Origin of the sequence: Undibacterium sp. Di26W (genome assembly GCF_049340265.1) — a bacterium.
Classification (GTDB): domain Bacteria; phylum Pseudomonadota; class Gammaproteobacteria; order Burkholderiales; family Burkholderiaceae_D; genus Undibacterium.
In genome coordinates this window covers 390,613-403,223 of record NZ_JBMPOR010000001.1, presented here as the reverse complement: position 1 = coordinate 403,223, position 12,611 = coordinate 390,613, and the positions used below count along the sequence as shown (strand labels likewise).

Genomic DNA, 12,611 nt, shown 5'->3' with positions numbered 1-12,611 from the left:
TTTGCGAAATACCTTGCGACTGGTTTGCATGGCGATTTCAACTGTCGTCACCATGATTCTGGCTTTGCCTGCTACTGCACAATCCACAGAATCTTCTTGCAGCCAGTGGGGCAAGCCCGGTAAATTGATTTACCAGGATGATTTTGATACTGATCTGCGGCAGTGGCAGGTAGAGTCGGCTGATACGCTGCATTCCAATATCAGTGTTGCCAATCACCAGCTTTTGATTGATGCCGCGGCAGGGGTGACGGTGTGGTTCAAACAAAAATTATCTGGTGACATACTGGTCAGGTATACGCGCAGGGTAGTGATGGAACAGGGCCGTAATGACCGCCTGTCTGACCTGAATCAATTCTGGATGGCGACCGACCCACGTAATCCGCACATCTTTACCCGCAAAGGCGTATTTGAACAATACGACGCTTTACGCCTGTATTACGTCGGCATAGGCGGCAACACCAATACCACGACCAGGTTTCGCAAATACCAGGGCAATGGCGAACGCACTCTGCTGGCGGAGTTGAATGGCAGCGATGCCTTATTACAGGCAAACCGCGACTACGTCATAGAAACTGCGGTGTACCAGGGCTGCACGCGCCTGCTGGTGGATGGGAAAGTTTTCTTTTCGTATCAAGACAAAGATGCCCTGCGGGATGGCTACTTTGGATTCCGGACCACGCAATCCCGGCAACAAATACGTGATTTCAAGATTTACCAGTTGGAATGAATACCCGCAAGACCTATTTAATGAGCAAAATAAAGAGCAAAATAAAGAGCAAAAACCGATGACCAAGATGAGACAAGAAAACCAATCACGCCTGCGTTCGACATTAAAATTGTTGGCCATCGCAGGCATCAGCTGCATGCTGCCGTTTAGTATGGGCATGAACACGGCAATAGCCGCAGGTAAAACAAACAACGCAGGCAAGCCAGCCAATGATGTCACTGCGCCACTGCATTTGATGCAACCCGCTTACCCCACGCCATATGGACCGCCGACCGCAGAAGATGTCAAGAAAGTGCTGTATCGCGTGCACGCCTATCTGGATAGCGTCACGCCTGCCAAGATTATTGATGGCAAAACGAAGAAACAGATTACTGATTTTTCCCAGATCAATGACGATACGATACTGGCCCCTGGCGATTACCGCCTGACCAGCTATGAATGGGGTGTCACTTACGCAGGCATGCTGCTGGCCGCCAGTGCTACAGGTGATAAACGTTTCAGCAATTACGCCAGTGATCGCCTTGGTTTGCTGGCCGACCTGGCACCGCATTACATTGCACGCCTGAAAGCCAATCCGAAGAGCCCTTCACCTATCCGTTCATTGTTGCAGCCCCATGCGCTGGATGACGCTGGTGCCATGTGTGCCGCCATGATCAAAGCTACCCGTGAAGGTGTCAGCAACAAACTGTCAAGCCTGATTGATATTTGCAGCAGCTTTGTCAGCACCAAGGAATTCCGCTTGCCCGACGGCACGCTGGCACGCAACCGGCCACAAGCAAATACCTTGTGGCTGGATGATTTGTTCATGAGTGTGCCAGCATTGGCGCAAATGGGTAAATTGACCGGGGACACCAAGTACTATGATGATGCCGTGAAACAGGTCAAACTGTTTTCCGAACGCATGTTCAACAAGGAAAAAGGCGTGTACATGCATGGCTGGGTGCAGGATATGGGCGTTCATCCACAATTCCACTGGGCCAGGGCAAATGGCTGGGCCGTCATGACCATGGTTGAGTTGCTGGACGTATTACCACCAGAGCATCCTGGTTACGCCGACGTATTGGCGCAATTGCAGGCCCATGTCAAAGGCCTGGCGTCATATCAGGACGGTACAGGATTCTGGCACCAACTGCTGGATCGCAATGACAGCTACCTGGAAACATCTGCCACTGCCATCTATACCTACGCCATGGCACACGCCATCAATCGTGGCTTTATCGATAAACGTGCCTACGCACCGGTAGTCATGCTGGCATGGAATGCAGTTGCCAGCAAAGTGACGCAAAAAGGCCAGGTCGAAGGCACCTGCGTGGGTACAGGCATGGGCTTTGATCCGGCGTTTTACTACTATCGCCCGGTGAATGTATTTGCTGCGCACAGTTATGGCCCGGTGTTGCTGGCCGGTGCAGAAGTCATCAATTTGATGAAGGCCAATACCTTTGAAATCAATGACAGTTCATTGCAGGTCAAAATAAGCAAACCATAATCGGGTAGGCCCCAGGGAGGCATTTCAATGCGATACGAAATGCCTCCGTGATCCGTGTATTTTCCTGCATTTTCTTGGCATTACACTGAGACAAGCGGTAAGTGCGCGTCCGGCCCCAAAGCATCACACATTTCTCCCAACTGCCGGACAGTTGACTCTAATGCACCTGTATGTTTTTGCAATAAAGATTTGGCCTTGTCGCCATAGCCTGTGGATACCGATGGATTTCCAAGCAATTGACGCAGGCAAGCTAGCAATTGCTCTGGAGTGCTCAATTGCAGTACCGCTTGCTGTTGCAAAAAAAGAGACGTGATTGCCTTGAAACCGTCCATATATGGGCCACACACGATGGGAAGCGCTGCTGCTGCCGGCTCAAGTAAATTTGAACCACCGCCAGACGATGCGTAAAAGCTGCGCCCCATGATGGCAATATCGGCGCTGTAATAATAACCCTTGAGAATACCAACTTCGTCCACCAATAAGATGGGGCAGGGCGTGCAATGCGAGCCAGAACTGCGGTGATAGTGAAAGTTTCGCTGTTCCATCCAATTTCCAAATTCTTCAATTCGCTCCAGGCTTCTGGGCGCAAGTATCAGGAAAAGATTGGGGTGCTGCAGTGTCAATGCATGGTAAGCATTGACGATGAGCGCCATTTCCTTGATTTCAGCAATAGACGCAGCGACCAGGGTAATTGAATTTTCGGCGTGACCATTCATTTGTATTGCGTTCAAGCTTGTTCTGGCATGCGCTATTTGCCAAAGACTGGCTGCGGCGCAGTCAAATTTGGCACTGCCGACAAAATGTAATTGCTGGTCTGAAAACCCCGTCTCTGACAGTACCTGTCTATCTTCGTGATTTTCATAAAATACACCAAGAAAGATGTCGGTAATAACCAGCTTGCGTTGACACCAGCGAATCAAGTCAGCTTGTTCAAAGTGCGCGTTTATCCAATACACGGGACAATCTACATGAGTTAAATGATGCAGCAATTCTTCGCTAAGAAAATAGCTATGGCCTATGCAAAGCACCAAGGAAAATCCCGTCATTTCTTCTCGTACTGGCCATTCATCGATCAGAAATGGCTTGCTTTTTCCTTTGCAAAAGATGGCATCGCTTTCGAAATGCTGGAAATGTTTTGCTCGGGTCAATACCACTATTTTCGAATCGGCAAACTGCGCGTCAAGCTTTGGGAGCAAAGCCAGGGCGACATAGACTTGCGGGATGTTCTGTGCAATTAACAGAATTTTCTGCTTTGGTCTGGGCACGGTCATAATGACAACATTTTTAATAATTGCTGTTCCCAGCACTGTGCGAGTGTATGGATGGCCATGCGCTTGTCGTCCGTGCGCCAATAGCGGTTAAACATATTAAAATAAGTTGGTGTGGTATTGGCATCGATGATATAGAGACGATTACTGTGGCGACAGCGCAAAATGTCCAATTCGCCGATATCAAATCCAAGTTGCTGACAAAAGCAAATAATTTGCTCACATTCCCCGGCATTAAAAACATCGCTGCTTTGCCTGGGTGAAATAGAGCGCTTGTATTGCAATTGGATACGCCGACCAGGAACATTTTCCGGATCATCCTTCAGCACCTCAAATACCAGTGGCATGCGGCCCAAAATATAGGGGAGGCGATATTCCAATTGTGCACCGATGCCACTGGTCTCAATATAGGATTGATAGACACAATCTGTATCAAGTTCATCGAGTGAAATTGGGCAGTCAATGATCTCCCCACCGCCTTTTCCATTCGCATCTGATTTTTTCAATGCTTTACCTTGATACTGACAAGGGTCAATCAAACTGCTGTAGCCGCAGATATCTTGCCAGACTTGATCCACCTTGCGTTTGCTGATGTCGTTGCAATGCAAATTGAGTACTTTTTTGTGTCTGGCGATGTTCAATAGTTCTTCGCTTGGAATGGTTTTGGTGGCATCTTCCCACATATAGGCAAAATCGAATTCTTCATCGGCACTTTTTACGACGGTATAGCCAAGATAATGAATCATTGCCACAATCGAGTAATCCTGTAGCTTGGGGCAGTCTGGGCTGAAATAAATCTTCATGGGAACTAGTGATATGGTTTTGTAGTGGCCAGGACGTATTTTTATTTTTCAATATAACCTGTCAAGTGCCTGCAATTGATGGTCAGCGCCAGACGTGATCCATTGATATTGATTGAGTACACGTTGCGCCTGGTCATAGGCACGGTTGATACTGCGGGCTTCGTGCAAAAGCTCACGCCATTGGTGTATGAAGGGGAGGTAGTGTGGCGCACTTTTCCATAGAGCTTGCTGGTCATAGTCGTTCCAAGGTTTTATCTTGCCGGAAAAATGAATAATCTTCGCTTGCTGCCAATGAATACCGTCAACGAAATTAAGATAGTCACCCAAAAAAATCATATAGTTATATTGACTCGATATCGATGAAATTGCGCCTTCGAAATACCGGTTAATCACCATTTGATCAGTGAAAATCGATTCGCCGTAACTTAACCATGCATCATGGTCGAGCATGTTCAATAATTCCTGGAAATTGAAATTGCCCAGTTTCTGCGGTGAGATGGATATCACACCTGCATTGAATGAGTTTTCAAAATGCTTTCCGTAGCGTTTCTGTGATGTGGGCAGGGTCAGGCCCGCTTGGGCAACGAGGGGGGCAATCCGATCTTCGTAGGAAAAGCCATCCAGGCAAGCTTGCAGAGGGGCAGTAGATAGGAATAATACCTTGATATCGCCGGCGCAATACATGTCACTGTCAAGATAAACTACCTTGTCATATTGTGGCAGGTTGAATGAAACCAATGAATAAAAGCGTAAGTGGATATCGTGCAAGTAAGAGAAATGACTGCGCAAAGTGTCCACTTTTTTTACCAGATCAGCGCTGGCATGAATAAATTTAACCGGGTAAATGGCTTGCAGGCGATTGCGGTTTGCCACAGACAATTCATTGATGACGATATTGATGTCGCCACAAAACCAGGGGTTGTATTTCAAGACGCTGTAGAGCAGCACTTCGGTGCCTATGCAAAAGTTATCACAGGTAATTGTTGAAATACAGTATCGGGAGGGTAGCTCCGTTTCCATTTCAACGTTCATTGTGACTCATCCTTTTGTTTAAGGCGGTTGGAAAATTGCCCCAGCGGCATATCAGTGTGAGTAGTATTGGGGGCAGTACACCTATTCGGTAAAGTCATAAGACATAGGTGGCCAAAATATCGTTGATATTTTCTTGTCGTTTAGCGATACGTAATTGTTTGTCTTGCCAGCAGTAAATCGGCTGGCAAGGATGAATAAACGGCTGTTTCAATACATTGGTATATCCCCCCATGTATTGAAAGACCAGATAGTCACCAGCGGCTACATTGCCTTGTACACCGAGACGCAGTACGTCTTTTTCTATGCAGGTGTTACCGACGATATCAAATTCTGCATTCCCTGCTTGTGGATGCTGACTGATCAGTTGTACCGGCAGTGCTTCGCCTGCCCATTTATGATTGATATTATGGTTGCTGCCATTAACCAGGGCCAAGGTCTTGCCCTCGACATGCTTGACTTCGATAACCTTGCATGCGAACACCATGGCATTGGCGATCAAAGCCGTACCCGGTTCCAGCATTAATGTAACTCCGCTACTGGCACCAAAGCGCGCACGCATGGCACTGCCGATTTGCTGCGCATAAGCAGAAAAATCTGGCGTTTGTGCATATTGGTTGGCAAGGCATTGTGGCATTTCGCCAAAAAAACCACCGCCAATATTAATGAAATCTGGTGGCGCAGCTGGAAACAAAGTATCGCTGGCAGCCAATAAGCCATTGATCCGATCTGCAAAAGAAGCCAGGCTGCGTGATGAATTGGAGAAATGACTATGTAGACCGCGAATCCTGCAGTTGCGGTGGCTTGCTTGCCATTCGCTTAATCGCTGCAGGCTCTCGGCGTCGCTGCTGATGCCAAAACGTGAAAAGCCACCTTCTGCGATAGGGTATGTTAAGCGTATTCCTATTTGAAACTGGCGATGTGGATGGCGTTGACTGATTTGCCCGATCATGTCGAGCAAATACCATGCGTCAGCATTGAAATTTGCCCCATCCAGCAATATTTTTTCGATGAAGTCCGACTCGTGCAGAGGGCCGTTGACGACTACTTTATCAGGTGGATAGCCGAGTACTTCTGTTGCGATGTGATATTCCATCGCCGAAACAACTTCCGCCCAGCAACCCAAGTCTTTTAAATGACGACCAATTACCGGCGCATAATTCGTCTTGAACGAGTAGGCGATCTGGCTGTTTTCATACACACTGACAAAGGTCTGACGCAGGCGATGGTAATTGTCCCGCAGTTTTTCCAAATCCAAAAAATAGAAGGCACTTGCACCTTGCGCGCCCAAGGTATGTAACTGCGCATAGGTGAGTGCCACATGATTGACATTGCTTAATGGCTTGTCAATTGGGGTATCAAATAGTTCATGTAGATTCATAAAAGTTTCTTTGTTCGTCTATGTCACTGAGATAATGAATAATTTCCCACTCAAATCCTGCTGCATCATGGTAATACGCACGTAGGCGGAATTTTTCATCTGTGATCAACAAGCTTTGTTTATAACCTTGTTGATGCAAGCGTGAAAGGACTGCATCGAAGTCATCGACCACCCATCCAAGGTGATTGATGCCGTAGTTTTCATAACTGCGCCTGGGCATTTGTGGTTGACTGCCTGGCTCCGCTTCCTGCAAGGCGATATATACCCGTTCACTACCGAAATGTACCCAGCGCCGCCGACCGTTTTCCACTTGGTCGATTTGATCGTGGCGGACCTTGAAATCCGGTTCCACTGTGCGCAAAAAATCGATAGCCTGTTCGATGTTGGGCACCGTCAGGTTGGCATGTTCCAGATAAGTACTCATACAGAATTCCTTTTTGACTGCTTGCGGTTGCAGGCTTCTTCAGGCATGAAGATCGGTCAGTTGGGCAAGAATTTCTTTATCCCTGCATTGCTCCAGAATTTGCCTGTAATTCTTCACTTTTTGTCCCAAATCGCTGGGATTTTGCTTACGGCTGCGTGTGTGCAATGGCAGATACCTGCAAGCCAGATAGGTGAGAAGCTGACGTTGGCAAGCACTGTTGCTTAATTGCTCATATTCAAGGTGCAGGCAATTTTGTTGTGTTTCCCTCAGGCGATGTTCAATATGTGTGTAATAACGCTGGTTAAACGCCTGGTCTTGCTGCAAGTGGTTTAGATCAAGTTCCACTTGTATATCGTCGTTAGGTCTGGTGTCGCCATAATCTTCCCATATGCCACTTTGCTCAGCGAGCAATTTGGAAACATAGCTTTTGACCGTGTTTTTACGCCGTAAAACTATTTTTTTTATCTCAGGAGCTACCAGTACTGAATTGAAAGCTGCCAGGTTTTGTTGATATGTCATTTTGAAACCAATACAGGATTTGCTGGCGTGCTGTTGCCAGACTTTAGCCAAAAACCTTAGCGGATCCTGATCCCGCTCCTGCATGTTGCGTGCCAGCCGGAAATCGCTATCACGTAGTGGTAGTGCATAAAAAATCCCGGTGGGATTAAATAATTCATGGTGACACAAAATATCTGGATGTGAGTCCAGCATGCTGCACAACATATTGCTACCGCTTCTGGGGGCGGCCAAAATAACAAAGCGGGTCGTGGCAAGATGATTCATGACATTCAGGCGAAAGCCGGTGCGGCAATTTGTTGCGTCATCGAACGCAATACATTGAGGACACGCAACTGTTGCTCTTCAACCAGATACACTGCGCCATCATAGGAGGCTGCGGCGAAATGTCCACCATGTCGTGTAATGGAACTGATGCCGTTTTGTGCGACAGTCTGACGAATTATTGTTCCGTCTGACAAGGAAACACGCAGTAATTCTCCCCAATAGTTGGTAACGATCACTACGTCGGGTGCGGCAAAACACAAAGATTTTGGTGAACGTCGTCCTAAATGAATGCAGTGATATAGCACACCGTCTTCAAGGCCATGAATTTTCAAAGTGAAATCTCGCCCGGCGCTGGCTATAAAACGCCCGCTAGGATCAATATCAACCCCATCAACAATGGCGGTATGTCCTGCGTAGTGTTTCAATATCTTGCCCGTATAATCCCAACTCAATAATTCTCCGCCGGCGCAACAACTGACACCTATCGGCAACTCAGGATGCAATGCGAGTGCTTTGATGGCATTGTCATGCAGCGCAATCTTTTTCAGCAATACGCCATTTGCATCGAGATGGACGAGGTTACCGCTATAGCAGGCAACGAACATTTCTCCTTCGTGCCCCTTCAGCATCGACGTACGGATGGAATTGATCGGGCCTTCATGTAAGCCTATTTCCAATTGTTGGGCCAGTTCTTGTGCCTGATTGGAAAAAATATGCAAATGCTGATTATGTGCCCCTGTAATAAGCTGTTTTTTAAATGGGCAAAATGTTGCAGCGTTCATCAGTACTCGCCCTTGTTGCGGTGCACCTTGATATTGCCAGTGCGCCGTGGTTTCGCTGAGTTCTCCTATGCGGATAAGCCCATCGTCACTGACCAGGGCAAGCTGCGCATCACCCTGGGAGGCAATATCATTAAAACAGGCGTTACCCTCACTGTCGGCACCAAACTCTGCCAGGCACACGCCGCTCTCTGCATCCCATAATAAAACCGTGCCATCAAAAGTGCCGGCTACTATTTGCCTGCCATCAACAGTCCAGTTAAATGAGCGCTCCCACAGCGCTGCATGGCTGGCAAGTTTTTGTTTCTTTGTGAAGCTATTTGCATCCCAAATGAAAATGTTTTGATCGTATGCGGCAGACAAAATATCACCAGTCAGAGGTGACACAGCCACTTTTTTAATGGCTGACTGATGGCCAGGGATTTCAACAATCATTTGTTTGTTGTAGATGTCAAAGACCCGGATCATGCCATCATCACAGCCAAGTACCAGGCGTTTATGCACGGTATCAATCGCACAGGTATCTGTCTCATTTTCAAATGGACCAATTTTCGCTATCTCTGTTCCGTTATGAATATCCCAGATACGCAGAGTCATGTCATCACCAGTGGTGTACAGCTTCCCATCAAAATAGCTGATAGAGAGCACGTCCTTTTGATGTCCTAGGATAATGCGTTTGATGGTTCCGCTGCTCAAGTCCCATATAATGATGCGCCAATCGCGCGACACTGACGCTCCTAATTCGTCGCTAATAAAAACAAAATCTTCAACATCGTCGTCGTGCCCCTTGAGCACCGTCGCTAGCTGACTTGTTTTTAAGTCCCAGATGTAGACGTTGTAGTCGGATGATGCCGATGCCGCCAATGTGCCAGATTGGTTGACGGTGACACGATTTACCAAATGTTGATGATAACCAAGTAAGCTGACCTCGCCACTGAGCGTGTCAAATAGGGCGACGGCATTATCGTAACCCGAGGTAATAATGGTGTTGCTATTTGGAATTTGTGCTGCACAGGTTACAGGCCCCCTGTGGCGTCGAAAAATTTGGGGTTGCATGATTTGCTTGTCCTTTAAAATCGAATATCAACGGCATGCAGATGTTGTGGCGTCAGCTCATCATCCTGATGGCGCATAAATTGCTTTTCATAGGCGCTGGCCGTAAGACCATTGACAGCCACATTGTGATGGTCGGCACCATTCACCTGGCAATCAGGTGCGATTTTTGCTAACTCATCTATCCAGGCTAAGTATTGTTGTTTACGCTCAGTCGCGCTGTAGTGCCAATGACTGTAAATCGTAAAAAAAGCGTTACTCCACCAAATATAGGCATGCTTGTATTGACCCAGTTCAAGCAGTAGCTGTTGCCGTGTTTGTAGCAAATCACAATGTAAATACTGATGCGGCAGTTGACGACAGACTTGCCAATGCTCTTGAAAAGCTTGCGCACCGCCCCATTTTTCCAATTCCTGTTGCCACAACATTTCTACATCGTGCCAGTCAATATTCTCTGGTGTCGTGTCATGCCATAGTTGATAGAAAGCATCCGGATGTGGAAACGCCTGGAATATCCGGCGAATAAAACTGGGGAAATCAGCGCCATCCCAGTGATCCACAATATAACGCCTGACCTCCAGGGCCTTGGCACTGTAATCAAACAAGATAACTTTGGTGTTGACGTGAAAGCCTTGCGTCTGTAAAATTTTATACGGTTTGAAACCGGCGGCGACGCTAAAAATAGCATCTAAGGGTGCATGGGTTGCGTCGTTTTTTTGAAGATCGTCGTAGGATTCGATATTAAATAAAAAAACACCTTTTTTCGCATCGGCCAACTGCTTTTGTATCCGACCAATGAAAGTACGTTGGGCAGGGAGCAGGTGATCCAGTTGCTCCAACTGGTTAATCTGTTGACCAACAAGTTTGTGAAAGCCACTTACTTGCACGTCGTCCGCCAAATTGAAACGACAATCGTTGATGGCATTTCCAAAACGACGAACAGGTAATTGATGTTGCAGGCTGGTTGCGATGAAATGCCAGCCAGCGGCATTGGCCATCACATCACGAAAATAGGTGTTGACCGGAAATAGATCATCCTCAGCCTGTAGCGTAGTGCCTGGCAATCGACGAACCTGAAAGTCCGCTATGCCAAAACCTGGCAAGCCTAAAGTACGGTACCGTTGCAAATCCACCAGCAGGCAATCTGTCTGTAAGCCCAGGCACGCAGAGTCGCTGCTAAACCATTCCCCAGCGACCAAGAAATCTCCCTTGGCCATCAAACGTCGTATACCACGATAAAAGCCTTCCTTTTGCCAATGCGATAAATACCATTGTTCATCAATCACGTGCCCTATGCCTTGCAACAGGCAATAGCTGGCTGGTGTTTGTGCCGCACTCGCAAGTGCCTGATCTATCGTCGCAGCTTCGATCAAGTCGCCATGGTAGCCATAGCGTGACCAGCTAATGGTGAATTCACGCAACTTATTCTGTTCTTCCCGCCCGGCGGCAGGATTGACGACAGCAAAAACGACATTTTTCATGAAACCATCCCATAACTCAATTCGTGGCGAACAGATTCTGTGAAGGCAACCGACAGCAGCATTCCCTGGCCGTACTTGCGTGCTTCTATCGCATCGGCATTTAAATCGGGAATTGCCTTGATTGCGGCATTGGTGGCAGTGGTAATGCAACAGGTCCGGACATAAATGGTCAGCAAATCAACCATATTTTGGCGGATAAAAGAATCAATCAATGTCAATCCACCCTCGACCAGCATGGAATCAACGTCGAGTTCTTTGAGTCTGGACAAGGGGTGGGCCAGGTCATGATTCTGGCAGCGGATGAAAGTTTGTGTGGCAGCCAAAGCGTGCTCGGTATGGCCAATCAGAAAACTTTGTCGCTCGCTCAAATCCAGTTTGAACTGGCATTCCTGGTGGCCTGAAAATATGACCCTGGCGGGTTGACGAATTGGTTTTCGTCCTAGTACGTCGGCCCTTGCAGTCAGGCGTGGGCTATCGAGTTGCCAGGTATTTGCGCCAACGGCAACCGCTGCATATTTTTCTCGTAGCTCATGCACCCGTCGCCAATCTGCGTCACAGGACAAGGTCGTGTTGGTACCAGATGCGTTGAGTGTACTTGCCTCGCTGTCAATGGCAAAGTTCACATGGACAAACGGGCGTCTCGATATCTGTGCGGTATTTTTTTTGCTCGCGACAGGTGAATTTTTTGTGTTTTTTCCGTTGTCGACCTTGATCAGGTGTCCCATCTGTTGTTGCTTGGTATCCAGATATGCAGCCGAAAAACTGTTGGGGTCGCTCGGTACCGGAATTCTTCCTGTTACCTGCACGCCAAGATCTTCAAGGTTTTGCAGTTTGGTGGGATTGTTGGTGAGCAGGCAAATCGAGTTGACTTTCAGATCCAGCAAAATATCGCGGGCGTCTTCATAGGTGCGTGAATCCACCGGCAAATTCAGCATGCGATTGGCCTGTATCGTGTCATAACCTTTTTCTTGCAATGCATAGGCACGGATTTTGTTACTTAAGCCAATACCACGACCCTCTTGAGGCAAGTACAGCACCACCCCCTGATGCTTGGCAATATAGGAGAGTGCAAAATCTAGTTGCTGCTTACAATCACATTTCAAAGAGCCAAGTGTTTCAGCAGTAAAACATGCTGAATGAACTCTGACCGGCACATTGCTGCGGCCAACAAGTGCACCAGAACAAATGGCTGTAACTTCTTGTCCTTGCTTATTGCGATATACCTTGACCAAAAAACTGCCAAAATCGGTCGGCAATTGTGTGCTGGCTTCAAGATTCATGACATTCTCTTTTGAAACAGGAGTTGGCTGCAGGTTGCAAGCAAGGTCTTGCTGAATTTTTGTCGGGTCTGCTCCATGAAGTCATGGCAGGCGGCCGACCTTTGCCGTCTCAATGCA

The 12,611-nt window shown here is 47.6% G+C and carries 11 protein-coding genes; 2 read left to right on the top strand and 9 right to left on the bottom strand.

The features are described 5' to 3' along the window. Positions 1-28: 28 nt before the first annotated feature. Together ACO0LM_RS01680 and ACO0LM_RS01675 are read left to right on the top strand one after the other, a co-directional pair. Complete coding sequence (locus ACO0LM_RS01680; RefSeq protein WP_423033710.1) at positions 29-727, top strand: DUF6250 domain-containing protein; 699 nt, start codon at positions 29-31, stop codon at positions 725-727. 136 nt (positions 728-863) lie between these two features. Further along, the gene (locus tag ACO0LM_RS01675; RefSeq protein ID WP_423033708.1) at positions 864-2,213 is read left to right on the top strand and encodes a glycoside hydrolase family 88/105 protein; all 1,350 of its coding nucleotides are present in this window, start codon (positions 864-866) and stop codon (positions 2,211-2,213) included. Between the two features lie 80 nt (positions 2,214-2,293). Here the strand turns inward: ACO0LM_RS01675 and ACO0LM_RS01670 are convergent, their stop codons facing one another. From ACO0LM_RS01670 to ribA, 9 genes are all read right to left on the bottom strand, one after another. After that, a complete protein-coding gene (locus tag ACO0LM_RS01670; protein WP_423033706.1) occupies positions 2,294-3,520 on the bottom strand; it encodes a 3-deoxy-D-manno-octulosonic acid transferase in 1,227 nt (408 codons plus the stop codon). After that, positions 3,481-4,284 carry a hypothetical protein gene (locus ACO0LM_RS01665; RefSeq protein ID WP_423033704.1) on the bottom strand — a complete coding sequence of 268 codons (804 nt, stop codon included), beginning with the start codon at positions 4,282-4,284 and terminating at the stop codon, positions 3,481-3,483. The genes ACO0LM_RS01670 and ACO0LM_RS01665 overlap by 40 nt, the downstream gene beginning before the upstream one ends. Before the next feature lie 48 nt (positions 4,285-4,332). After that, positions 4,333-5,304 (bottom strand): glycosyltransferase, encoded by a 972-nt coding sequence (locus ACO0LM_RS01660; protein ID WP_423033989.1) that lies wholly within the window; start codon positions 5,302-5,304, stop codon positions 4,333-4,335. A gap of 106 nt (positions 5,305-5,410) precedes the next feature. Continuing rightward, on the bottom strand, positions 5,411-6,694 hold the full coding sequence (locus tag ACO0LM_RS01655) for a hypothetical protein (RefSeq protein ID WP_423033702.1): 1,284 nt from the start codon (positions 6,692-6,694) through the stop codon (positions 5,411-5,413). Next, positions 6,681-7,118 (bottom strand): VOC family protein, encoded by a 438-nt coding sequence (locus tag ACO0LM_RS01650; protein ID WP_423033700.1) that lies wholly within the window; start codon positions 7,116-7,118, stop codon positions 6,681-6,683. The genes ACO0LM_RS01655 and ACO0LM_RS01650 overlap by 14 nt, the downstream gene beginning before the upstream one ends. 39 nt (positions 7,119-7,157) lie before the next feature. Then, complete coding sequence (locus ACO0LM_RS01645; protein ID WP_423033698.1) at positions 7,158-7,901, bottom strand: sulfotransferase; 744 nt, start codon at positions 7,899-7,901, stop codon at positions 7,158-7,160. 5 nt (positions 7,902-7,906) lie between these two features. Beyond that, on the bottom strand, positions 7,907-9,736 hold the full coding sequence (locus ACO0LM_RS01640) for a WD40 repeat domain-containing protein (RefSeq protein ID WP_423033696.1): 1,830 nt from the start codon (positions 9,734-9,736) through the stop codon (positions 7,907-7,909). Positions 9,737-9,750: 14 nt separating this feature from the next. Next, positions 9,751-11,106, bottom strand: a complete 1,356-nt coding sequence (locus ACO0LM_RS01635) for a hypothetical protein (RefSeq protein WP_423033694.1) — start codon at positions 11,104-11,106, stop codon at positions 9,751-9,753. Between the two features lie 104 nt (positions 11,107-11,210). Further along, a complete protein-coding gene (gene ribA, locus ACO0LM_RS01630; protein WP_423033692.1) occupies positions 11,211-12,494 on the bottom strand; it encodes a GTP cyclohydrolase II in 1,284 nt (427 codons plus the stop codon). Positions 12,495-12,611 lie beyond the last annotated feature (117 nt).

What these genes read in the sequence shown, in the direction of transcription:
- ACO0LM_RS01675 (WP_423033708.1), top strand. Translation starts at nt 864, where the DNA reads ATGCTGCCGTTTAGTATGGGCATGAACACGGCAATAGCCGCAGGTAAA.
- ACO0LM_RS01645 (WP_423033698.1), bottom strand. Translation starts at nt 7,901, where the DNA reads ATGAATCATCTTGCCACGACCCGCTTTGTTATTTTGGCCGCCCCCAGA.
- ACO0LM_RS01680 (WP_423033710.1), top strand. Translation starts at nt 29, where the DNA reads ATGGCGATTTCAACTGTCGTCACCATGATTCTGGCTTTGCCTGCTACT.
- ribA (WP_423033692.1), bottom strand. Translation starts at nt 12,494, where the DNA reads ATGAATCTTGAAGCCAGCACACAATTGCCGACCGATTTTGGCAGTTTT.
- ACO0LM_RS01640 (WP_423033696.1), bottom strand. Translation starts at nt 9,736, where the DNA reads ATGCAACCCCAAATTTTTCGACGCCACAGGGGGCCTGTAACCTGTGCA.
- ACO0LM_RS01655 (WP_423033702.1), bottom strand. Translation starts at nt 6,694, where the DNA reads ATGAATCTACATGAACTATTTGATACCCCAATTGACAAGCCATTAAGC.
- ACO0LM_RS01650 (WP_423033700.1), bottom strand. Translation starts at nt 7,118, where the DNA reads ATGAGTACTTATCTGGAACATGCCAACCTGACGGTGCCCAACATCGAA.
- ACO0LM_RS01665 (WP_423033704.1), bottom strand. Translation starts at nt 4,284, where the DNA reads ATGAAGATTTATTTCAGCCCAGACTGCCCCAAGCTACAGGATTACTCG.
- ACO0LM_RS01660 (WP_423033989.1), bottom strand. Translation starts at nt 5,304, where the DNA reads ATGGAAACGGAGCTACCCTCCCGATACTGTATTTCAACAATTACCTGT.